We start from the raw sequence: 23118 nt of genomic DNA on the forward strand, positions 1-23118 counted from the left end.
CACCCGCCCGTGGCCCACCTTCTCTCTAGCCGTCCATTGCCGGTTCGTTACCTGCGTGGCTCGTTGGGGGTGTATATGGCAGTCGGGTTGATCGGGTCGTCTCCAGGACGGCCCTGGTCACCGAGGGCGTCGCCGCGCAGCGCCGACTGGTCGAGCCGCATCGTCGACTCGCTCTGGCCCTCGTTCCACGCGGGGGCGGCGGGAGCCGCCGGGGCCTGGTGGGCCGGCTGGTACGGGCGCGGCTCGTAGCCGCCCGGCTGCTGCGGCTGCTGCTGCGGGTGGCCGAAGGGGGTCTCGTAGGCGCGCGACTGGTACGTCTCCGCCTGCTGGTAGGCGTCGAGGAGCTGCTGGGAGCGCGGGTCCACGGGCAGATCGGGCTCCTGGTACGCCGGCGCACCGGGAGCTCCGGTCGCGGCGAACTCGGCGCCGGAGTAGCCGGTGAGGGGGCTGCCGCCCTGCTGCGGCTGGTCGAACGCGTTCTGGCCGTAGTACGGCTGCTGCTGCTGCGGCGGCTGGAACGAGACGTTCGGGGAGGTCTCACCCGTCGGGTAGGACTGGTCGGCCGGGGTGGCGAAGGAGTCCGGGGGCGCGTACGGGTTGGGGCTCTGGTGGCCGTACAGGGTGGGCTGGCTGTCCGCGGGGACGTACGGGGCGGGCTGGTACTCGACGGGGGGCGGGGTGTTGTAGTCGGGGGACGGCGCGGGGGTGGCGTAGTCCGGGAGGGAGTGGGCGGGGGCGGCCGGGCGGTCGACGGTGGGAGCCGTGTCCGCGGGCGCGTAGGAGTGCTGCCCGAACAGCTGCTGGTCCTGGCCGCCGAAGGGCTGCTGGTCCTGGCCGAAGGGCTGCGGCTGGCTCTGGGGGAACGGCTGCGGGTCCTGGGCGAAGCCGGGGTTGGTGCCGTATCCGCTGCCGTCCTGGGCGCCGAGGCCCTGCGGGGGCGCGTAGGGCGAGTCCGCGACCTGGCCGCCGAAGCCCTGATGGGGCTGCTGGTCGGCCGGGGCGGCCGGGAGGGCTCCCCGCACCTGGGGGTACGCCTGGTCGGCGGCCTGCTGCGGTTGGGGGGCGTAGGCGGGCTGCTGGGGGTCGGCGGGCGGGGCGTACTGGCCGGGCGCGGAGTGCTGACCGGACAGCGGCTGGGGCTGGGGCGACAGCGGCTGGGGCTGGCCCGGCACGGGGTGCTGCCCGGACGGCGGCTGCTGGCCGTAGGCGGGCAGGTGCTCGGGCTGGCCGGGGAGGGGCTGGCCGGGCATCGGCTGCTGGCCGGAGAGCGGCTGGCGGCCGTAGGCGGGCAGGGCCTCCGGCTGACCCGGCACGGGCTGCCCCGGGACCGGCTGCTGGCCGGGAAGGAACTGCGGGCCGGGGACGGGCTGCTGCCCCGTCGGGGGCTGCTGGCCATAACCGGCGGCAGGCTGCTCGTGCTGCGCCGCGACAGGCTGCTGCCCGTAGCCGGGAACGGGCTGATCCTGGGGACCGTAGCCAGGGGTGGGCTGATCCTGCGGGCCATAGCCGGGGGCGGGCTGGTCCTGCTGCGGGCCATAACCGAGGGCAGGCTGGTCCTGGGGACCGTAGCCGGGGGTGGGCTGATCCTGCGGGCCGTAGCCGGGAACAGGCTGATCCTGGGGACCGTAGCCGGGGGTGGGCTGATCCTGCGGGCCGTAGCCCGGGGCCGGCGGGTCCTGGGGGGCGGGGTGCTGGCCGGGTGCGAGCTGGGGGGCCGGGGGCTGCTGGCCGTAGCCGGCCTGCTGGGGCTGGCCGAACTGCTGGTCCTGCTGCGCGAACGGCTGGTCCTGCTGACCGAACGCCTGATCCGGGCGGCCGAACGACTGGTCCTGCGGGCCGAACCCCTGATCCTGCGGGCCGAACGACTGGTCCTGCGGGCCACCGAAACCAGGCTGGGGCTGGCCGAAATGGCCCTGGTAGACCGGTGCGACCGGCCGCGCGGGCAGCACCTGCGGGACGAGGTACACGAGCGCCACCCCCGTCAACGCCAGCCGGGGCACCCCGAGGAGCACGAACTCGACGGTCGGCCGGGCGCCGTCACCGGCGAACAGCCCGAGCAGCAGCGCCAGCATCCCGAACAGGGAGGCGAGCAGCAGCCCGACGGCCGCCCCGTACGTGATCGCCTTGGCCTTGTCCGACGGCGTGCCGATCTTGGTGACGAGGAGCACCGCCCCGAGCAGCAGCGCGGTCACGACCGGGTCGGTGAGTCCGAAGAAGTTCGAGGCCGCGCGACCGGTGAAGGACGAGCCGGACGACGAGCCGATGAGGAGGTGCCCGATCGCCAGCAGCACGCTCGTCAGTCCGGCGACGAGCATGATCCAGGCGGCCGGCTCCCGCAGCCGCGTGACGTCAATTTTGCTCACAACTAACCCCCAACGGACCCTTTGGCCCGAAGGGAGTTTGCCACATTACCCCGTCAAACGTCGGGCGTCCCAGCAACCCCACACATCTCAATTCGGCCTATACCTGCAAGTACACGGTTGCAGCCGGTGAGAATCCACCCCCTCGGCCCGGGCCTGCCGACGACCGGTGAAAGGCCGGTGAAAGGCCAGTGGAAGACTGAGGGACATGCACATCGTGTCACTCGCCGGCGGCATCGGCGGCGCCCGTTTCCTGCGCGGTCTGCGCGCGACCGAGCCGGACGCCACGATCACCGTGATCGGCAACACCGGTGACGACATCACGCTGTTCGGGCTGCGGGTCTGCCCCGACCTCGACACCGTGATGTACACCCTGGGCGGCGGCATCGACGAGGAGCAGGGCTGGGGCCGGGCCAAGGAGTCCCACGTCGTCAAGGAGGAGCTGGCCGCGTACGGCGTGGAGCCGCAGTGGTTCGGCCTCGGCGACCGCGACTTCGCCACCCACATCGTCCGCTCGCAGATGCTGGAGGCCGGCTACCCGCTCTCGCAGATCACCGAGGCGCTGTGCACGCGCTGGCAGCCTGGCGTGCGCCTGCTGCCGATGACCGACGACCGCTGCGAGACCCACGTGGTGATCGAGGACGAGCGCGGCAAGCGCGCCGTGCACTTCCAGGAGTGGTGGGTACGGCTGCGCGCCTCGGTGCCCGCGCAGTCGTTCGCGCTGGTGGGGGTCGACCAGGCGAAGCCGGCGCCGGGCGTGCTCGACGCGATCCGGCAGGCCGACGTGGTGATCCTGCCGCCGTCCAACCCGGTCGTGAGCATCGGCACCATCCTCCAGGTCCCGGGGATCCGCGAGGCGCTGCTGCCCAAGACCGTCGTCGGGGTGTCGCCGATCATCGGTGGAGCGCCGGTGCGCGGCATGGCCGACGCCTGCCTGACCGCCATCGGCGTGGAGACGACCGCGCAGGCCGTGCTGGACCTCTACGGCTCCGACCTGATCGACGGCTGGCTCGTGGCCGAGGAGGACGCCGGGGTGGCGCTCGACGGCGTACGGGTCGTGTCCCGTCCCATCCTCATGCACGACGCCGAGGCCGCGGCCGGCATCGCCCGCACCGCTCTCGACCTGGCCCTGGAGCTCTCTCGATGACCACGACCCCCCAGCAGCCCCCCACCGTCGAGGTGATCGCCGTCCAGGGCATCGGCGAGGTACGCGAGGGCGACGACCTGGCGGCCCTGCTGTCAAGCGCCCCTGTGCGCGACGGCGACATCGTCGTGGTCACCTCCAAGATCGTGAGCAAGGCCGAGGGCCGCGTCCGCCGCGCCCCCGACCGCTCCCAGGCCATCGCCGACGAGACCGAGCGCGTGGTCGCCCGGCGCGGCGACACCGTGATCTCCCAGACCCGGCACGGCTTCGTGATGGCCGCCGCCGGGGTCGACGCCTCCAACACCGAGCCGGGCACCGTCCTGCTCCTGCCCGAGGACCCGGACGCCTCGGCCCGGCGCATCCGGGCGGGCCTCGCGGAGCGGACCGGGGTGCGGGCAGGGGTGATCGTCTCCGACACGTTCGGGCGGCCGTGGCGCAACGGGCTGACCGACGTGGCGATCGGCGCGGCGGGCATGCGCCCGCTCGACGACTTCCGCGGCCGTTCCGACGCCTACGGCAACGAGCTGAGCGCGACCGTGACGGCGCTGGCCGACGAGATCGCCGGCGCGGCCGAGCTGGTCAAGGGCAAGCTGGACGGGGTGCCGGTGGCGATCGTCCGCGGGCTCGCCCACCTGGTGACCGACGACGAAGGCCCCGGGGTCGCGCCGCTGGTGCGCCCGGCCGACGAGGACCTGTTCCGCTACGGCTCGCGGGACGTCGTCTTCGCCCGCCGTACGATCAGGGAGTTCTCCGGCGAGCCCGTCGATCCGCAGGCCGTGCGCCGGGCGGTGGCGGCGGGCATCGCCGCGCCCGCGCCGCACCACACCACGCCGTGGCGGTTCGTGCTGGTCGAGTCGCCCGAGACGCGTACGAAGCTGCTCGACGCGATGCGCGAGGCGTGGATCGCCGACCTCCGGGGCGATGGTTTCAGCGAGGAGTCGATCGCCAAGCGGGTGCGCCGGGGCGACGTGCTGCGCAACGCGCCCTACCTGGTGGTGCCGTGCCTGGTGATGGAGGGCTCGCACACCTACCGCGACGAGCGGCGCAACGCGGCCGAGCGGGAGATGTTCGTGGTGGCGACCGGCGCCGGGGTGGAGAACTTCCTCATCCAGCTCGCCGTCGAGGGGCTGGGCTCGGCGTGGGTGTCGTCCACGATGTTCTGCCGGCCGGTGGTGCGCGAGGTGCTCGACCTGCCCGCCGCGTGGGACCCGATGGGCTGCGTGGCCGTGGGGCACGCCGCCGCGCCGCCGCGCGACCGGGCGCCGCGCGATCCGGCCGACTTCATCGTGACGCGCTGACCTGGCCGTACTGACCGGAGCATCCACGGCCGGTCAGCCGGACCATTTACCGTTAGGAAACTTTCCTTTACATTTGGAGCATCCCCCCATGTAAAGGAGCCGCTTCCATGCGAAGGATGCTCACGTTGATCGCCGTGGCGGCGATGGCCATCGCCGCCACGGTCTTCAACACCGGCCCCGCCCTGGCCCACGGCTACGTCAACTCGCCGCCCAGCCGGCAGGCCAACTGCGCCCAGGGCAAGGTGCCCGACTGCGGCAACATCGTCTACGAGCCGCAGAGCGTCGAGGGTCCGAAGGGCCTGCGCACCTGCAACGCCAACCTGGGGCAGTTCGCCCAGCTCAACGACGACAGCAAGCCCTGGCCGGTGGCGTCGGTGGGCACCACGGTGACCTTCACCTGGACGTTCACCGCCCGGCACGCGACCGCCAACTACCAGTACTACATCGGCAACACCAAGGTCGCCGAGTTCAGCGGCAACAACCAGCAGCCGCCCGCGACGGTCTCGCACACCGTGAACCTGTCCGGCTTCACCGGCCGCCAGAAGGTCCTGGCGATCTGGAACATCTCCGACACCGCCAACGCCTTCTACTCCTGCATCGACCTGCAGGTCGGCGGGGGCGGCAACCCGAACCCGACCCCGACCGCCACCCCCACCGTGACCCGGACGCCCACCCCGACGGCGACGCCGACCACCACCGCCCCCTCGGGCACGTGGCGCGCGGGCGTCGCGTACGCGGTCGGCAACACGGTGACCTACAACGGCGTCACCTACCGGTGCGTCCAGGCCCACACCTCGCTCGCCGGCTGGGAGCCGCCGAACGTGCCGGCGCTCTGGCAGCGCGCGTGACCCACTGAGCGGGAAGGGGACGCTCCGCCGGGGGCGTCCCCTTTCTCATGCGGCCGGCTTGCAGGTGGGGTGGCACAGGCGGCGGGCCAGCGCCGCGAGGAAGACGTCGATGATCTCGTCCGGCCGCTGCGCCTCGTGCAGGGAGCCGTTCGTGGCGGCGGTGATCTGGCCGAGCGCCGCGCGGTCCACGCCGGAGCCGAAGGCGATGACGATGATCTGCACCGGCCGGTCGGGCCGCCACTCGCGGCGCAGCGTGTCCACCAGCCGCTCGCGGCTGATGCCCTTGCCGTCGTCCTTGCCCGCCGTGATCACCAGCAGCGTGTTGTTCATCTCCTCGCGGTACTCGCCGCTCACCCGGCGGAAGCCGCTGAGCACGGCGTCGTAGAGCGAGCTCGCCCGCGTGGGATGGGCGGTGATGCTGGCGGTGGCCTCCTCCAGGCGGCTGCGCCGGACGACCTGCCCGCGCTCCGGCTCGTTGATCGGCCCGAGCCCGACCAGCTCCCGGTAGCCCTTCACCTGGCCCAGCCCGCCCGCGAACTCCCACAGCCCCATGTGCGTGGACACCGGGAAGAGCTGGAGCCCGATCCTGGCGGCCTCCAGCGCCACCTGCACGCGGGTGCTGCCCTTCAGCGGCTCGGCCATGTGCTTGCTGGTGTCGGCCAGCACCAGGATGTTGGTGGGCGGGGCGAGCCGGCTCCAGGCCCGCAGCGCCTCGTCGATGTCCTGCGGCGTGACGGACGTGCGCACCTTGGGGGCGGCGGTGGGGAGCAGCGGCCCCGGCGAGAGCGGCCCCTCCTTGCCGTCGCCCGACCGGAACCCGGCCCGCCGGACGATCTGCTGCGCCTCCGGCCCCGTCAGCCAGTCGGCGAACGCGGTGGACGCCTCGGCCGCGACCGGGTCGGTGGCGGTGACGACGTAGGGGTAGTCGAGGTCGATGGTCCCCTCGCGCGGGTGCAGCGCCACGACCGGGTCGGCGGAGGGCCGCTGGTTGTGGTTCCACACCGACTGCTCCGGCACGATGACCACCGGCCGCTGCCAGAACGTACGGTCATCCACGGCCGCCAGCATGCTGCGGTAGTCGGGGGCCGACCCCGCCTGCGCCCAGCGGACGAACGCGGTCAGCGCCTTGTCGGCCTCAGGCCCGGTGCCGACCACGTCGCGAGCGGCGGCCACGGTGGCGATGCCCGCCCCGGCCAGCGAGGGGTCGGGCACGCGTACGACGTCGGGCTCGTCGTCCGTCGGCGTCAGCCGCCCGCGCGCGGTGGACGGGAAGACCATCCGCCAGTTCATCTCGGTGTTGCCCACGGAGAAGCGCCGCGCCAGCGACTGCCGCGTGGCGAACACCAGCGGCGAGGTCGCGACGACGCTCTCCCCGGACGGCAGCGAGCTGGCCCCCTGCTGGCGGGCCAGCCGGATCCAGGCCGAGGAGTCGGCGATCCACCCGTCGGGCCGCTCGCGCAGCACGCCCGCGCGGTCGCCGATGAGCGTGCGCAGGACGGTGGCCGGCGGCTGCTCGGTCACCTGGACGAGCACGCACCGGCCGCCCACGGACGCCTTGGTGTCGTTGAACCGCCCGGCCGCCTCCATGACGGCGGGCGCGACGTCCACCGCCGCCGCGACGCTGACCAGAACGGGCTCCCGCGTGGAGCACAGCGCGCCCGCGCCGCCGAACACCACGGTCAGCGAGGCGACGACGATGGCCACGGCCGCGAGCCCGGCCAGCAGACCACGCCGTAACGCCTTCTTGCGCCGCTGCTCGGTGGAGAGCGCGGCGCGATGCCGACCCAACCGCACGTGCCGATTCTGTCAGGGTCCCGCAGTCAGGGCGCAACCCGTTGTTAGAACAAGTTACAACTAAGCGAGCGGCAGCACCCGCCGCACGCTCTGGCACACGCCGTCGCTCGCCGCCGAGGCGGCCAGCCGCTCCGCCGACGGGACGCCGTACTCGGTGGTGCGCTGGCGGGCCGGCCGCCCGGTGACCTCGACCATGGCGTGCAGCTCGCTGATGGTCTTGTACGAGCCGTTCTCCGAGCCCGCCATGCGGCTGATGGTCTCCTCCATGAGCGTGCCGCCGAGGTCGTTCACGCCGCCCTGGAGCACCTGCCGGCACAGGTCGTCCTGGAGCTTCACCCACGAGCACTGGATGTTGCCGATCGCGCCGTGCAGCAGGATCCTGGCCAGGGCGTGCACGGCCCGGTTCTCGCGCGCCGTGGGGCCGGGGCGGGCGATGCCGGCCAGGTAGATCGGCGCGCTCGTGTGCACGAACGGCAGCAGCACGAACTCCGAGAACCCGCCGGTCTCCTCCTGCAGCCGCCGGATCAGCTTGATGTGCCTGACCCAGTGCAGGTGGTTGTCCACGTGGCCGTACATCATCGTGGACGTGGTCGGGATGCCCACCTTGTGTGCCGTGGTGATGACGTCGATCCACTCCTTCGCCGGCAGCTTGCCCTTGGTGAGGACCCAGCGCACGTCGTCGTCCAGGATCTCGGCCGCCGTGCCCGGCAGCGAGTCCACCCCGGCCTCCTTGGCGGCCTCCAGCCACTCCCGTACGGACAGGTTCGTCCGGGACGCCCCGTTGATGACCTCCATCGGCGAGAAGGCGTGCACGTGCATGTCCGGCGTGCGCGCCTTCACCGCCCTCGCGATGTCGAAGTACGCGGTCCCCGGAAGGTCGGGGTGGATGCCGCCCTGCATGCACACCTCGGTCGCGCCGGCCTCCCACGCCTCCTGCGCCCGGTCGGCCACCTGGTCCAGGCTCAGCGTGTACGCGTCCGCGTCCGTGCGCCGCTGCGCGAACGCGCAGAACCGGCAGCCGGTGTAGCAGACGTTCGTGAAGTTGATGTTCCTGTTGACCACGTAGGTGACGTCGTCGCCGGCCGCCTGCCGCCGCAGGTCGTCGGCGATGGCGGCCAGTTCCTCCAGCGCCTCCCCGTCCGCGCCGAGCAGCGCCACGGCCTCGTCGTCGGTGAGCCCGGCCGGGTCGGCCGCGGCCCTGCGCAGCGCCTGACGCACGTCGCCCGGCGTCGTGGGCGTCGCCGTGCCGAGGCGGTCCTTCAGCGCCTCCCAGTCGCCGTAGACGTGGTCGAAGTCGGCGCGCCGGTCGTGCGTGCGCCCGTCGGTGTCCACCTCGACGTGCAGGTCCACCCGCCCGGCCGGGACGAAGCCGCCGTCCGGCTCCTGCCACGGACGGCCTTCGAGCACGGCGTCCTCGCGGGCCAGGCCGGTCGCCGGGTCGGCGAGCGCGGCCACGTGGGCGGACAGGCGCGGGTCCAGCCAGGGCTCGCCGGCCAGCACGTACTCGGGGTAGATGGTCAGGCGCTCGCGCAGCGCGAACCCGGCGGCGGCGGTGCGGGCCGCCAGCTCGTCGATCTGCGGCCAAGGCCGCTCGGGGTTGACGTGGTCGGGGGTGAGCGGGGAGACGCCGCCCCAGTCGTCGATGCCGGCGCGGAGCATGAGCGCGTACTCGGCGTCCACCAGGTTCGGCGGGGCCTGGACGCGGGCCTTCGGGCCGAGCACCAGGCGTGTGACGGCGATGGTGGCGGCCAGTTCCTGAAGGTCGGCGTCCGGCATGCCGCGCATGGCGGTGTCCGGCTTGGCGCGGAAGTTCTGGACAATGACCTCCTGGACGCCGCCGTACTCGCGGGCCACCCGCCGGATCGCGAAGATCGACTCGGCCCGGTCCTGGACGGTCTCCCCGATCCCGATGAGGATGCCGGTGGTGAACGGCACATTGCTCCGCCCGGCGTCCTCCAGCACCCGCAGCCGCACCGCCGGGTCCTTGTCCGGCGAGCCGTAGTGGGGCTGCCCCTTCTCCTCGAACAGCCGCCGCGACGTCGTCTCCAGCATCATCCCCATGGACGGCGCGACGGGCTTGAGCCGCTGGAGGTCCCGCCAGCTCATCACCCCGGGGTTGAGGTGCGGCAGCAGCCCGGTCTCCTCCAGCACCCTGATCGCCATGGCCCGCACGTACGACAGCGTGTCGTCGTAGCCGTGCGCGTCCAGCCACTCGCGGGCCTGGTGCCAGCGGTCCTCCGGCCGGTCCCCCAGCGTGAACAACGCCTCCTTGCATCCCATCGCCGCGCCCTGCCGGGCGATCTCCAGCACCTCGTCCGGGCTCAGGAAGGGCGAGTCGAGCTTGTGCGGCGCGGTGGCGAACGTGCAGTAGCCGCACCGGTCCCGGCACAACCTGGTCAGCGGGATGAACACCTTCCTGCTGTAGGTGACCACCCCTGGCCGGCCGGCGGACTCCAGGCCCGCGTCGCGGACGCGGGAGGCGTGCTCGAGGAGGGCGTCGAGGTGCTCGTCCCGCGCGTGCAGCAGCACGGTCGCCTCGGTGACGTCGAGGGTCTTGCCGTCGCGGGCGCGGGCGAGAGCGCGGCGGAGCGCGGAATCGTTCACGGAATCCATAAAGGCACAGTACGGCGCGCTGAGTTCACCACCCGCACCCAGGGCCGGTCAAAACGCCCGAAAGTCGCGTACCGGCATGCGGGGCCCCCGGGCCGGCGGCCGCCGCCCCGACAGCCAGACCAGCACCGTCGCCCGGTGCCGGTGCCCCTCGTACGGCTCCAGCAGCTGCAACATGCCGGGATCGTCGGTCTTCTCCCCCGTCAGCGCGTAGCCGACCAGTTTGGCCAGGTGGAAGTCGCCCACGCTCACCGCGTCGGGATCGCCGAACGCGCGCTGCCGCACCTCGGCGGAGGTCCACACCCCGATGCCGGGCAGCGCGCGCAGCAGCCGGTCGAGCTCCTGCGTGGTGCGGGCCGCCTCCAGCTTGGCGGCGTGCCAGGCGGCGGTCGCGATCGTACGGGCCCGCACCGCCTCCGCGCCCGCCCGGTGCCAGTGCCAGGAGGGGATCTGCCGCCACACCGCCGGCTCGGGGATCACCCGCATGCCCTCGGGGGCCGGTCCGGGGGCGGGCTCGCCGTAGCGGTGGAGCAGCCAGCGCCAGGCCCGCCAGGCCTCCTGACCCACCACCTTCTGCTCCAGCACGGCCGGCACCAGAGCCTCCATGACGCGGCCAGTGCGGCCGATGCGCAGGCCGGGGTGGCGGCGTGCGGCGTCGGCCAGCACCTCGTGCCTGACGCTGAACCCGGACCGGTCGTCCTCGGCCCCGAGCAGCGCCGGCAGGGTCTCCAGCGCCCACTCCGCGCCGGGCCCCCACGCCTGCCCCAGCACCTCGCCGCCCGCGACGCTCACCCGGAGGGTGCAGGGGCCGGAGGGCGCCCTCGAAGTGCGCCACACGGCCCCGTCGGCGGTGCGCCGCCAGGCGGGGTCGCCGCCGCCGCGCCGGTGCGGCTGCAACGCCAGCCCGACGTCGAGCGGCCCTTCCGGCGCCCACCTGCGCTCCCTCACCCCTTCAGTGTGCCGCGCCGGCCGGAGTGGAGCGGCCCCTTGGGTTCGCGGTACGGGCCACGGCGCCGGTTCCCGTGATCTAGTCTGGCCAACTGTCGGGCGGGGCGAGATGGGCGGGATGGCGATGACGGCGCAGCCTGGCTACAGGGTCGGCGGACGCTACCGGCTGGTCACCCTGCTCGGGTCCGGCGGTTTCGGGCGGGTCTGGCGTGCGTACGACGAGGTCCTGGGCGTCGAGGTGGCGATCAAGGAGCTGCAGCTGCTGCCCGGGATGTCCCAGGCGGAGCAGGACAAACGGCTGGAACGCGCGGCGCGCGAGGCCCGCAACGCCGTCCGGTTGCGGACCCACGAGAACATCCTGGCCATCTACGACGTCGTCTCCGACGGTCTGCCCTGGATCGTGATGGAGCTGATCGACGGCTCTTCGCTGGCCGAGCACCTCGACGAGCACGGACCGCTCCCGGTGGAGCAGGCCGCCCAGGTCGCCGGCGCACTGCTGGCGGCGCTCGGCGCGGCGCACCGGGCGGGCATCGTGCACCGCGACGTCAAACCGGCCAACGTCATGCTCTCCGCGGACGGCAGGGTCCTGCTCACCGACTTCGGGATCGCGCTCCACACCACCGACACCACCCTGACGACCACCGGGATGCTCATCGGCTCGCCCGAGTACATGGCCCCCGAACGGCTGCGCGGCACCGACGGGCTGCCCGCCGGCGATCTGTTCTCCCTCGGCGCGACCCTCTACCAGGCCGTCGAGGGCGTCTCCCCGTTCCGCCGCGACACCCAGCCGGCGGCGCTGACCGCGGTCCTGCTGGAAGAGCCGCCGCCGCCGCGACGGGCGGGCCGGCTCGCGCCGCTCATCACCCGGCTGCTCGACAAGGACCCGGGCAACCGGCCGACCGTCGAGCAGGGACTGGCCATGCTCGGTGAACGGCAGCCGAGCGGTGACCGCACCAGGATCCTCCCGCCGGAGCAGGCCCCCGAGCAGGCGTGGCAGCGCAAAGGCGTCGCGGCGATGATGGCGATCATCCTGACGCTCGCCGTCATCGGCCTCGCGAACGCGCTCGACATCCTCGACTTCGGGCGGCTCCGCAGCCCCTGGGACTACATCGGCGACATCGTGCCTCACCACGCTTTCTGGGGCCTGGCCCTGGCGGTCCTCCTCGTCATCGAGCACGGCCTGTTCGGCCTGCTGTGTGCCCGGGCGGCCCGGCTCCTACGGCCGCTCGCCGGTGAGACCGTCGCCGTCATCGGGGGCGTAGCCGGGTTCGTCGCCGGTGCCGGTGCCGTTTTCTACGCCTTCGAGGGCATGGCCGTCCTGCTGGCGAGGCTGGGCATCAGGTACGGCGACAGGATCTGGGTGATCCCCTTGATCGTGATCACCACCGTCATGGTCCTCCTGGGAGGGTGGGCCTGGGAGTCGAGGAGGTCCCGGCGTCTCCAGGCCCCGGCCTCTCAGACGTCGCTGGAGTAGCGGAGCGCCCGTTCGGGCAGCTCGATGCCCGGCCAGACGCGTACGCCGTCCTGGAGCTCGTTGCCCGGCCCGACCACGGCGCCGTCGCCGATCACCGCGCCGCGCACCACCGTGCCCGCGCAGACCCGCGCGCCCTTGCCGAGCACCGAGTCGGTGACCTCCGCGCCCGTCTCGATCACGCAGTCGTCGCTCAGCACCGAGCCGGTCACGATGGCCCCGGCCTCGACGACGGCCCGCGCGCCGACCGTGGTGCCGCCCTCGACCTTGGCCGTCGGCGCGACGACGGCCCCGGGCAGCGCGAGGAACTCGCCCGCCGGCCCCGGCACGGCCGGGGATTCCAGGCGGCCCAGCACCAGGTCGCGCGAGCCCTGCACGAACGCGGCCGGGGTGCCGACGTCGAGCCAGTAGGTGCGGGTGGCGTAGCCGAGCACCAGCTCGCCCGCCTCGATCAGCCCGGGGAACGTCTGCCGCTCCACCGACACCACCTCGTCCTTGGGGATGGAGTCGATGACCGAGCGGGTGAAGACGTAGCAGCCGGCGTTGATGCGGTTGGTGACCGGCTCGGGAGTCTTCTCCAGGAAGGCCGTGACCCGCCCGTCGTCGTCCGTCGGGACGCAGCCGAAGCGGGAGGGATCGTCGACCTCCGTCAGATGGAGCGTTACAGCGGCCTGCCGCGCGCGGTGCAGCCGCACCTGTTCGCCGATGTCGTGCCCGGAGAGGATGTCGCCGTTGAGCACGAGCACCGGGTCGGACGGCCCCGCGGTGAGCGCCTCGGCCGCGTTGCGGATGGCTCCGCCGGTGCCGAGGGGGGTCTCTTCCGTCATGTAGCTGAGAGAGAGCCCGAACGCCGCGCCGTCGCCGAAGGCCGGCTCGAACATGGACGCCTTGTAGGAGGTCGCGAAGACGATCCGGCGTACGCCGAACGATCGCGCACGGGCCAACTGGTGGGCCAGGAACGGCACCCCGGCAGTCGGCAGCAGCGGCTTGGGCGTGCCCAGTGTCAGCGGGCGCAGGCGCGTGCCCTGCCCCCCAACCAGGAGGATCGCCTCGAGGTCTGGCAAAGAGCTCTCCATCATTCCGTGAGGTTACCGAACTATTCGATCGCGCGTTGATAGGCGCTGAGGTGCGCCTCGGCCGAGGCGTCCCAGGTGAACTCGCGGGCGCGGGCGAGGCCCGCCTCCTGGAGTTGCTTTCTCCGCTCGGCCGAGGCGAGGAGCCGGCCGAGCGCGTCGGCGATGCTGTCGGAGTCGGGCTCGGTGTAGGCGACCGCGTCGCCGCCCACCTCCGGCAGCGAGGTGCGGTGCGTGGTGAGCACGGGCGCGCCGCAGGCCATGGCCTCCAGCACCGGCAGCCCGAACCCCTCGCCGCGCGAGGGGAAGGCCACCACCAGCGCGCCGCCGAGGAAGCCCGGCAGGTCGGGGCCGTGCAGGTAGCCGGGTCTGATGATGCGGACGGTGGCCTCGACCTCCCGGCAGGCGGCGTCCACGTCGTTCTCGTGCACGCCGCCGCCGATCACGAGCGCGGGCGGCTTGTCCAGCGCCTTGACCGCGGAGGCGAACCCGCGGATGAGGTTGGGCACGTTCTTGCGCGGGTCGAGGTTGCCGAGGAAGGCGACGTACGGCTGCCCGTGCAGCCCGAGGCGCAGCGCGGCCCGGCGGATCTCGTCCTCGCTCGGCGGGTGGAACAGCGCGAGGTCGACGCCGTGGTAGGCGACGTCGATGCTGGTGGGGTCGGCGGACAGCACGCGGACGAGCTCGTCCCTGGTGGCCTTGGACGGCACGATCACCCGCTTGGCACGGCGCACGGCGGTGCGGGTGGCCGAGCGGAAGAACGCCGCCCGCGGACCGTGCTGGTCGGCCTCGGCGAACCAGGTCGCGTCGTGCACCGTCACGACGGTCGGGATGCCGGAGCCGAGCGGGATCGAGTAGTAGGGAGCGTGGATCACGTCCGCGCCGGCGTGGCGGGCGAGCAGCGGCAGGCTGCTCTGCTCCCAGGCGAGCCTGGCCGCCCGGTTGGTGATCGAGACGGGCCCTGGTATGACGTTCGCGCTGGGCGCCAGGCGCCGGTAGCGTTCGGCGTCGGCACGCTGGCATGCGACAGCGACATCGGCGCCGGCCCTGTGGAGGGCCGCGACGAGCCCGTCCACGTAGCGGGTAAGCGCGCCGCGGTCGGCGGGAACCGCCGCCGCATCGACGAGCACACGAGGCATACGCAGATCTTCTCCCCTCAAGATCAACGTGGGACTGAACGTCCCCCTCTGTAGTTCACCTTATGACCAACGTCCCCTAAATCGTGGTCCAAATCACACCGAGGAGCGCCTTGCCGTGATTCCCGCCAGGCCGGCGCAGATCAAGTCACCCAGAATGATGACAATCCGGGACGAAAGGGCCACCGCGATGGCGGCGCCGCCCGAAACGTGCGGCGCCAGCACCGCCACCATGGCGACCTCCCGCACCCCCGCGCCCGCCGGGACGACGAAGGTCAGGATGCCGAGGCACCACGACAGCGCGAACGCCCCCACCGCGAACACCAGCCCGCCCTGCGGCACGATGAAGTAGAGGTGCACGCCGTAGGCGATCCACCCGGCCAGCGCCCAGCCGAGCGCGGCGAGCATGCCCCGGCGGGTGAGCGGGCGCTCCAGAGGCTCCCGCTTCAGCTTGCGCAGCCCGAACGCGATCACCGCGTTGATGACCTTGGGCTCCAGCAGCACCAGCAGCGCCGGCAGGGCCAGCAGCAGCCAGCCGTAGCGGTCCCAGCCCAGCGTGCCGAGCGTCACCAGCAGGCCGGTGGCGAGCTGGACCGGCATCATCAGGAAGAACGCCGCCGCACTGCGCGCCCTGGGCACGCCGAGGTCGCGGCCCATCTCCATCTGCGCCAGCACCGGCCAGAGCGCGCCCGGGATGTACTTGCCGAGCTGCCCCACGAAGAACACCTTGGCCGCGGGCCGGAGCGGCAACGGCGAGCCCAGGTCGGCCAGCAGGGTGCGCCAGGTGAGCATGGCCCCGAGCAGCGCGGCCACCACGGCCACCAGCGACCCGGCCAGCGCGGGCGCCGACAGGCGGGCGAACCCGGCCACCACGCCGTCCCACTCCCGCGCCACCGCCCAGCCGCCGAACCCCAGCGCGACCAGCAGGAACACGACCCGGATCAGCCCCCGCGCCCCCCGCGGCCGGCGTCCCTGCAGAACTCCGCCGGTGGCCGTCGCCGGGCTCTCCTCGGCTTTCACAGCGGCCGGACCCGCTCGGGCGGCTGCGGCAGCGCCGCGCCCACCGGCCGCACCGGCCGCTTGGTCGCCACCCACAGGTAGGTCGGCACCACCGGCAGCAGCAGCCGCAGGACCGCCCGCGGCGTCCGGGCGAGCACGGTCCGCACGACCTTGCCGAGCACGCCGGGGAACAGCTCTCCCCCGGCGAACTTCGTGGGCGTGGCCAGCACCGGGAAGGTGTAGTCCCAGACGTGGAAGGCCCGCAGCATCCTGCGCAGCCCGCGCCGGGTGCGGAAACGTTCGTAGTAGTGGTCGGCCCGGCCGAAGGCGCGTACGTAGCGGTCGGCGAGCGCGGGCGGCAGGTAGGACAGGAACGGCAGCTTGTAGTGCGGCTCCATGATCCCGAGCCGGTTGCCCAGCCCCAGGTAGAGCACCCCGTCGTCGGACAGCACCCGGTGCATCTCGGCCACCACCGCGTCGGGGTCGACCACGTGCTCGTAGATGTGGTTGAACACCAGCACGTCCACCGAGCCGTCGGGGAACGGCAGCGCGGTGCCGTCGCCGCACACGAACGCCACCCGCCCGCCGAACCGGTCGGCCGCCCTGCGCAGCCCCGGCACGTCGATGTCGACGCCCATCGTGTGCTTGGCCCCGGCCTCGGCCAGCTCGTCGGCGATGAACCCGGCCGAGCAGCCGATGTCGGCCACGGTCAGCCCGCCGAGCGGCCCGCGGAAGTGCTCCAGCACGGCGATGATCTTCGCCGCCTTCCGCCGCCGCTTGCCCTCGTCGAGCATGGCGGACTGGAACTCCGAGTATGCGAGCTGCGCGACGCGTTGCTTCCCCACGGGGCCCCACAGTACCCACCTTCTGACGGGCTTGAGGTCGGACGCGGGTCTCTGGCCCTCACGGGCGGGACGCGCGTAGCCTGAGCGAATGCTCCGCCGGCTGCTGCGCATCGTCCTCGCCCTGATCGCCCTGGGGTTCCTCGGCTACGGCCTGGCCCGCAACTGGGACGACACCACCACGGCGCTGGCCGCGCTGTCGCCGTGGGCGGTGCTCGGGTCGTTCCTCGCGGTGATGCTCGGCCAGTTCTTCATGCTGATCGCCTGGCGGGAGATCATGGCGGGGCTCGGCACGCGGGTGCCGCTGCGGATCGCCGGGCGGATCATGTTCGTGGGCCAGCTCGGCAAGTACATCCCGGGCGCGGTGTGGGCGTACGCGGCGATGATGGACCTCGGCCGCGACCACGGGAGCCCGCCGCGGCGCACGTTCGCCACCATCTCGCTCGGACTGGTGATCAACATCGGGGTGGCGATCTCGATCGCCGCGGCCACGCTGGGCTCGCTGGAGGCGGTGCGCGAGGCGTGGTACCTCGTGCTGCTGGTCCCCGTGATCATCGTGTGCCTGCATCCGAAGGTGCTGGGCTGGGGGCTCAACCTGGCGCTGCGCCTGGCGCGGCGCGAGCCGCTGGAGAGCGTGCTGCCCGGCCGCACCGTGGTCGTCGCGGTGGCCTGGACGGTGCTCGGCTGGTTCGTCTACGGCGTGCACATCTGGCTGCTCACCGGCCGGACCGACCTCTACCTGGCGGGCACCGGGGCCTACGCCTTCGCCTGGGCGACCGGCATCCTCACCGTCGTGGTGCCGGCCGGCGTGGGCATCAGGGAGGGCGCGCTGGTGCTGGTGCTCGGGCCGGTCATCGGCACCGCGCCGGCGCTGGCGGTGGCCATCGTGTCGCGGCTGGCGTTCACGCTGGCCGACGCCGCGCTGGCGGGCGTGTCGTTCCTGCTGGGCCGTCAGGCCCGGCCGGTGGGGTCCCCCAGCAGCGCCGCCGTGTACGCCGACCAGAACGGCTCGGGATCGACCGCCTTGACCCCCGACCGCAACCTCTCGGGCTCGCCGGAGGCGTAGAAGCGCTCGATGGCCGCGCGCAGCGCGCCGGCGTCGCCCGGCTCGACGAGCAGCCCGTCCACGCCGTCGGTGACGTGGTCGGCGAGCGCGCCCACCCGCGTGGCGATCACCGGGACGCCGTGCTCGTGCGCCAGCCACACGTTCTGGCTGGCGGTGGCGCTGCGGTAGGGCAGCACGAGCGCGTCGGCGGCGGCGAACAGCTTCGGCACGTCGTCCGCGGGCACATAGCCGGGCCGCAGCTCCACCCGGTCGCCGAGGCCGAGCTCGCGGATCAGCGCCTCGGTCTCCTCCAGCCCGCCCCAGAACTCCCCGGCGACGGTCAGCGAGACGCCCTCGGGCAGCGCCCGCAGCAGCAGGTCCAGCCCCTTGTACGGGCGCACCATGCCGAAGAACAGCAGCCGCCTCCGCACCTCGGCCGGCCCCGCCGCCCCGGTCACGGGCAGGTGCGGCGGCAGCCCGGCCACCCGCACCGGCGTGTCGGCCAGCCCGCGAGCCAGCCCCGCCTGCTCCTCGGAGTGGGCGAGCACCGCGTCCACCCGCTTGAGCAGGGCCTTCATGAGCGGCCTGTCGTACGGCTTGCGCTCGTGCGGCAGCACGTTGTGGCAGAGGGCGAGCGCGGGGGCGCGGCGGCCGAGACCGGCGAGGATGCCCAGGTAGGCCGGGACCTGCACCGGGCTCAGCACGGCCAGCACGACCAGGTCGGCGGCGCGCATCCGCCGCCCGGCGGCCAGCCACCCGTCGGGGCGGCGCCAGTCGAGCCGGCGCGCGGTCGCCGGATAGGGGGTGCCCTCGGGCGCGGAGATCGTCTGCTGCCCCGGGTAGAGGAACGACGGATATTGCGCCCGCCAGGACTCGATCACCACGTCGTGCCCCAGCGCGGCCAGCCGGTGCGCCAGCTCGGTGGTGTGCTGCGCTCCGCCCCCTTTGTACGGGTAAGTCGGCCCGACGATCGCGATCCGCACGCGCCTACTCTCCCCGCGAGCGCACGATCAGGTCGGCCAGCAGCGCCACCGACCCGATGAGCATCCCGGACAGGAAGATCATGACGGTGTTGGCCGGGAAGTAGAAGGGGTGCTGGATCATGTCCCAGACGCCCTTGACGAACCCGATGCCCACCAGCCAGAGCGCGGGCGGCATGAGCACCTTGAGCGGGTTGAAGTACATGATCATCCGCAGCACCTGCAGGATGTAGCGGTAGGCGTCGGAGACGAAGCTGAACTTCGACTTGCCCGCCCGCTTGGCGTACTCGATCGGCAGGTAGTGGATGTCGTGCTGGTTGGACAGGAACGACAGCGTGATCGTCGTGACGCAGGAGAACCCGGGGGGCAGCAGCCGCAGATAGGGCTTGGCCACCGACTTGCGGAAGGCGCGCAGCCCCGAGTTCAGGTCGGGGATCTTCTGCCCGGCCAGCATCTCGGCGACCTTGCGGATCACGAACTTGGCCGGCACCCGCAGCAGCTTGTGCGAGCCCTCCTCGCTGGTGCGCGCGCCGACCACCTGGTCGATCGTGGGGTCCTTGTCGAGGATCTGCACCAGGTCGGGGATGCGGTCGTTGGGGTAGGTCATGTCGGCGTCGGTCCAGACGACGATCTCGCCCCTGGCCTCCTGGCTGCCGATGCGGCGTACGGTGCCGGAGCCGCCGTTGCGGTGGAAGGCGCGCACCCGCAGGTGCGGGTAGCCGGGCGCGGCCTCGTGCAGGCGGGCCAGCGTGTCGTCGGTGGAGCAGTCGTCGATGGCGACCAGCTCGTAGGTGTAGCCGCTGGAGTCCATGGCCCTCGTGATGCGCTCGACCTCGTCGATGACGTGATCCTGCTCGTTGTAGCAGGGCAGGACGATGGTGACGTAGGGCGCTTCTTCCACGGCAGGTCCACTCTTGGGGGTCTCTAGCGTGCTCACAGGGATCGAGGTTACTGTGCCCGTCCAGGGGAAGAGTGCACATCGGCTCCTTCCGGGACGGCCATCCACACGTTCATGCGCAGCGACCACGTGCCGTCCGGAGGGGACACGAGCGAGCGTTCGTCCTGGCGGGCGGTGAGCTCGAAGACCTGCACGGGAGTGCCGTACCTCGCGACCTGGTCGGCCTCGGCGGCCAGCACGACCGGCACCCGGCCGGCCGCCCGCACCCGCTCCGCGAGCCGCCGTGTGTCGTCGTCACGCGCCACGTCCATGTCGTCCGGCCGCCGCACCGACGCGGCCGGCACATCGCACATCCCCCGTACGACCTGGGCGAACCGGTCGCCGGTCACCCGCTCGACGATCAGCACGGACGCCCGCTCGGGCAGCCGCGCGCACATGGCCGCCACCGCGGCCGCCTCGCCCCGCTCGATCGGCGTGAACGCGGTGCCGATCGAGGTCACGGCGGGCGGGACCAGCACGGCCACGACCGCGAGCGCGCTCACCCAGCGCCGGCCGCCGGTCCACGCCCGCAGTCGGTCCAGCCCGTACGCGGCCAGCACCACCAGCCCCGGGATCACGACCGGGACCAGACGGCGGGCGGCCCACGGATGGTCGGGCGTGATCTCGGGCCGGACCAGCGTGGTGACCGTCGTCCAGCCGATCACCGCGAGCGGCAGCAGCCAGGCGAACGGCGTGCCGTCGCGCAGCAGCCGCCGGGTGAGCAGCGCCGCCGCGAGCGTGGCCAGCACGAGCGCGGGAAGGCCGACGTACCAGGCGACCCAGTGCAGCGACTCCTCGAAGTAGAGGCGGCGGCCGTCCACGGGCAGGCCGTTGGCCCGCTGGATGGCCTCGATCATGTCGAACGTGCGCCGGTCGTCGTCGGTCACCGGGTTGCGGGTGACGGTCTGGAACCACGGGCGGGCGTACAGCGCGGCCATGAGCAGCACGACCAGCCCCGCGCCCGCCGCCGGCGCCCAGCGCGGCGCCCGCAGGCGGGCCAGGAAGGGCGCGGCGGCCGTGCCGGCCGCGGTGAGCGCGAGCACGGCGGCGCAGATGAGCAGCAGCGGCCGCACCGAGCCCGACAGGTAGTTCAGGTAGGAACGCGCCAGCAGGTACGCCGCCAGCAGCCCGAGCCCCGCCCCGGCCGCCAGCCCGGCCAGCAGCGGCGGCCCGAGCGCCCCCCGAGGCCGGCCGACCCGCCGCATCGCGACCAGCAGCCCGGCGAAGGCCAGCACCGGCAGCACGTCCCGCAGCCCGTCGATCCGCACCAGCACGGCCAGCCCGAACACCAGGCCCGCCAAGACGCCCCGCCACCATCCGGGGCGCCCGTCGGCCCGCTCCAGCGCGTCGTACGTCAGCGCCAGCCCGCCGAACAGCAGGATCAGCGACGGGATCTCGCTGAACGTGGTCCGCGAGGTGTAGAGGACCGGCAGGCTCACCGCGAACGCCGCCGCCGCGACCGCCGCCCATCGCGCCCCCGCCAGCCGCGCGGTCACCCCGGCCACGGTGAGCACGGCGAGCGCCCCCAGGACGGCGGGCATCAAGAACGGCACGCCCAGCCAGTCGCCGGGCGCGAACAACATCGGCGCCCCCGGCATGAACTGCGGCGCCACGCCCCCGTCCACCCGGTAGAACCCGACGCTCTCGAAGACCAGCGCGGGATCGGCCCCGCCGAACGCCTCGGGACGTACGTCGATCGGCAGCCTGCCGTGGCGGGCGATCCAGGCGGTGTACTGGGCGTAGGTCGCCGGGTCGCGCCGGACGGCCAGTTGCTCGCTGTGCAGGAGGGCGTTGAACACGCCCGACGCCACGGCGATCACCGCCACCGCCGCGACCTGCCACCAGGCGGCCTCCATCCCGGTGCGCGTCCGGGTTCCCGCCCAGGTCAGCAGGGCGGCGGCGGGCAGGCCGAGCAGCAGCGCGGGCAGCGGCGCGAAGCGGCCGAGCAGCAGCAGCGGCAGCCCCGCGAGCAGCCAGCCGGCCACGGCCAGCGCGGGCGCGACGGACAGCGCGGCGAGCGCCCGGCCGGGGAGGAGACGTTCCATCGAGCAGCGAGCGTATCCGGTCGCGGGCCGTGGAACCGGTACCGTACGCACGTGCCGGGGAGAGAGCGGGAGGACGTGCGCGTGACGGAGGAGGCTCGCGCGGACGGGCCGGCTGTGCGGGAACAGGGGCGGGGACGGGGGCGGCGGCGGGTGCCGCGCGACCTGAGATCCCTCGCCCGGCGGCATCGGTGGTTCCTGGTGGTGCTCGCGCTCGGCACGCTGCTCCGCGCCCTCGCCATGCTGGGCTACCGCCCGGCCCTGTGGTTCCCCGACACCTACACCTACGTCGTCACCGTCTTCCACCCGCGTCCCGACCTGGTCCGCCCGGCCGGCTACTCCATGTTCATCAAGCTGCTGGAGCCGCTGCACTCCTTCGCCGCCGTGGCCGCGGTCCAGCACCTGATGGGCCTGGCCGCCGGCGTGCTGATCTACCGGGTCGCCCGGCGGGCGCCGCGCTGGGTGGCGACGCTCGCCACGGTGCCGGTGCTGCTCGACGCCTACCAGGTCGAGCTGGAGCACCTGCTGGTGTCGGACACGCTGTTCATGTTCCTGGTGGTGTCCGCCGTGGCGCTGGGCGCCACCCGCCGTACGGGCACTGCGGCCGCCATCGGCCTGCTGCTCGCCGCCGCCACCCTGACGAGGACGGTGGGGCAGCCGCTCATCGTGGTGTTCGCGGCCTGGTTCCTGCTGCGGCGGCGGTTCCGGCCCACGGGGGCGCTGCTGGCGGCGGCCCTGGTGCCGGTGGTCGCGTACGGGGCCTGGTTCTGGGTCACTTATCAGCGGGTCGGCCTGGTCGGCGCGAACGGCGTCTTCCTGTACGCCCGCACGATGTCGTTCGCCGACTGCGCCAAGATGGACCCGCCCGCCGACCTGAAGGTCCTGTGCGACCCGCGCCCGCCGGAGCAGCGCCCGCCCTCGCAGGAGTACATCTGGGCCAAGGACGCCCCGATCGTGCAACTGCCGGGCATCACCTTCACCAAGGAGACCGACGACCTGGCCGCCCGCTTCGCGGCGCGGGCGATCCTCACCCAGCCGCTCGACTACGCCGCCTCGATCCTGGACGAGCTGGCCCGTACGTTCCGCTGGGACCGGCCGGTCTACCCCGACCAGGAGATCTACGCCTACTACGAGTTCCCGGCCACGCCCCCGGGACCGCCCGGCCGCTATCCCGCGCAGAGGGGCGCGGAGTTCGCCGAGCGCTACGAGCAGGGCGCGATCGGCACGCAGATCGTCGAGCCCTACGCGGGATGGCTGCGGGCCTACCAGGACATGGCGCGGCTGCCCGGCCCGGTGCTCCTGGCGGCCCTCCTGGTGCCCCCGGTCGCGGCGCTCAGGCGCAGGCGTTCGGGGGGACGGCTCCCCGGGGGCGCGTACTGGGTGCTGCCGTGGTCCACGGCGATCGTGCTCTTGATCACACCGGCCGCGGCGGCGGAGTTCGACTACCGGTACGTGCTGCCCGCCGTCCCCCTGGCCTGCCTGGCCGCGGCCCTCAGCATCCGCCCTGACCTGCGGTCAAACGCGGAGGGCGGCAAAGAGTTCGGCGATAATATTCCCCCTTATGTCCGGTCCTGAGTATGCTTTCCCGCGG

At 73.1% G+C, this 23118-nt stretch carries 17 protein-coding genes; 6 read left to right on the plus strand and 11 right to left on the minus strand.

Annotated elements, in window-relative coordinates:
• Positions 1 to 47: 47 nt before the first annotated feature.
• On the minus strand, positions 48 to 2363 hold the full coding sequence (locus tag SMD20_RS23925; protein WP_329584705.1) for a hypothetical protein: 2316 nt from the start codon (positions 2361 to 2363) through the stop codon (positions 48 to 50).
• Positions 2364 to 2568: 205 nt separating this feature from the next.
• Here SMD20_RS23925 and cofD point away from each other — a divergent pair, with 205 nt between their 5' ends.
• From cofD to SMD20_RS23940, 3 genes are all read left to right on the plus strand, one after another.
• Positions 2569 to 3507 carry a 2-phospho-L-lactate transferase gene (cofD, locus tag SMD20_RS23930; RefSeq protein WP_329584708.1) on the plus strand — a complete coding sequence of 313 codons (939 nt, stop codon included), beginning with the start codon at positions 2569 to 2571 and terminating at the stop codon, positions 3505 to 3507.
• Complete coding sequence (locus tag SMD20_RS23935) at positions 3504 to 4802, plus strand: coenzyme F420-0:L-glutamate ligase (protein WP_329584711.1); 1299 nt, start codon at positions 3504 to 3506, stop codon at positions 4800 to 4802. Before cofD ends, SMD20_RS23935 begins: the two co-directional genes overlap by 4 nt.
• 107 nt (positions 4803 to 4909) lie before the next feature.
• Positions 4910 to 5650 carry a lytic polysaccharide monooxygenase gene (locus tag SMD20_RS23940; protein WP_329584713.1) on the plus strand — a complete coding sequence of 247 codons (741 nt, stop codon included), beginning with the start codon at positions 4910 to 4912 and terminating at the stop codon, positions 5648 to 5650.
• A gap of 45 nt (positions 5651 to 5695) precedes the next feature.
• Here the strand turns inward: SMD20_RS23940 and SMD20_RS23945 are convergent, their stop codons facing one another.
• The 3 genes from SMD20_RS23945 to SMD20_RS23955 are packed head-to-tail and all read right to left on the minus strand — an operon-like array spanning position 5696 to position 11002.
• Complete coding sequence (locus SMD20_RS23945) at positions 5696 to 7444, minus strand: substrate-binding and VWA domain-containing protein (RefSeq protein ID WP_329584716.1); 1749 nt, start codon at positions 7442 to 7444, stop codon at positions 5696 to 5698.
• 60 nt (positions 7445 to 7504) lie between these two features.
• The gene (locus SMD20_RS23950; protein ID WP_329584718.1) at positions 7505 to 10057 is read right to left on the minus strand and encodes a bifunctional FO biosynthesis protein CofGH; all 2553 of its coding nucleotides are present in this window, start codon (positions 10055 to 10057) and stop codon (positions 7505 to 7507) included.
• Positions 10058 to 10105: 48 nt separating this feature from the next.
• Positions 10106 to 11002, minus strand: coding sequence for a DNA-3-methyladenine glycosylase family protein (locus SMD20_RS23955; RefSeq protein ID WP_329584721.1), 897 nt, complete (start codon positions 11000 to 11002; stop codon positions 10106 to 10108).
• 124 nt (positions 11003 to 11126) lie between these two features.
• Between SMD20_RS23955 and SMD20_RS23960 the strand changes: the two genes are divergently transcribed.
• On the plus strand, positions 11127 to 12476 hold the full coding sequence (locus SMD20_RS23960; RefSeq protein WP_329584723.1) for a serine/threonine-protein kinase: 1350 nt from the start codon (positions 11127 to 11129) through the stop codon (positions 12474 to 12476).
• Here SMD20_RS23960 and SMD20_RS23965 read toward each other — a convergent pair.
• The 4 genes from SMD20_RS23965 to SMD20_RS23980 form a co-directional block, all read right to left on the minus strand.
• On the minus strand, positions 12458 to 13537 hold the full coding sequence (locus SMD20_RS23965) for a sugar phosphate nucleotidyltransferase (protein ID WP_442942496.1): 1080 nt from the start codon (positions 13535 to 13537) through the stop codon (positions 12458 to 12460). The two genes, SMD20_RS23960 and SMD20_RS23965, sit on opposite strands and share 19 nt — an antisense overlap.
• 32 nt (positions 13538 to 13569) lie before the next feature.
• On the minus strand, positions 13570 to 14685 hold the full coding sequence (locus SMD20_RS23970; RefSeq protein WP_329584727.1) for a glycosyltransferase family 4 protein: 1116 nt from the start codon (positions 14683 to 14685) through the stop codon (positions 13570 to 13572).
• Between the two features lie 93 nt (positions 14686 to 14778).
• A complete protein-coding gene (locus SMD20_RS23975) occupies positions 14779 to 15702 on the minus strand; it encodes a lysylphosphatidylglycerol synthase domain-containing protein (protein ID WP_329584730.1) in 924 nt (307 codons plus the stop codon).
• Entirely contained in the window at positions 15699 to 16526 is an 828-nt protein-coding gene (locus tag SMD20_RS23980; protein WP_329584732.1) for a class I SAM-dependent methyltransferase, read from the minus strand. Before SMD20_RS23980 ends, SMD20_RS23975 begins: the two co-directional genes overlap by 4 nt.
• Positions 16527 to 16614: 88 nt before the next feature.
• On the opposite strand from SMD20_RS23980, the gene SMD20_RS23985 reads away from it, so the two are divergent.
• Positions 16615 to 17589 (plus strand): lysylphosphatidylglycerol synthase domain-containing protein, encoded by a 975-nt coding sequence (locus SMD20_RS23985; RefSeq protein WP_329584734.1) that lies wholly within the window; start codon positions 16615 to 16617, stop codon positions 17587 to 17589.
• Here SMD20_RS23985 and SMD20_RS23990 read toward each other — a convergent pair.
• From SMD20_RS23990 to SMD20_RS24000, 3 genes are read right to left on the minus strand one after another with little or no spacing between them, the layout of a single operon-like run.
• The gene (locus SMD20_RS23990) at positions 17475 to 18551 is read right to left on the minus strand and encodes a glycosyltransferase family 4 protein (RefSeq protein WP_329584737.1); all 1077 of its coding nucleotides are present in this window, start codon (positions 18549 to 18551) and stop codon (positions 17475 to 17477) included. The two genes, SMD20_RS23985 and SMD20_RS23990, sit on opposite strands and share 115 nt — an antisense overlap.
• Positions 18552 to 18555: 4 nt before the next feature.
• Positions 18556 to 19449 carry a glycosyltransferase family 2 protein gene (locus SMD20_RS23995; protein WP_329584740.1) on the minus strand — a complete coding sequence of 298 codons (894 nt, stop codon included), beginning with the start codon at positions 19447 to 19449 and terminating at the stop codon, positions 18556 to 18558.
• A gap of 47 nt (positions 19450 to 19496) precedes the next feature.
• Positions 19497 to 21530 carry a glycosyltransferase family 39 protein gene (locus SMD20_RS24000; protein ID WP_329584741.1) on the minus strand — a complete coding sequence of 678 codons (2034 nt, stop codon included), beginning with the start codon at positions 21528 to 21530 and terminating at the stop codon, positions 19497 to 19499.
• A 51-nt stretch (positions 21531 to 21581) separates the two neighbouring features.
• Between SMD20_RS24000 and SMD20_RS24005 the strand changes: the two genes are divergently transcribed.
• Positions 21582 to 23102, plus strand: coding sequence for a hypothetical protein (locus SMD20_RS24005; protein WP_329584745.1), 1521 nt, complete (start codon positions 21582 to 21584; stop codon positions 23100 to 23102).
• The last annotated feature ends 16 nt before the right edge of the window (positions 23103 to 23118 follow it).

It is taken from the genome of Nonomuraea sp. LP-02, assembly GCF_036289125.1.
Lineage (GTDB): Bacteria > Actinomycetota > Actinomycetes > Streptosporangiales > Streptosporangiaceae > Nonomuraea > Nonomuraea bangladeshensis.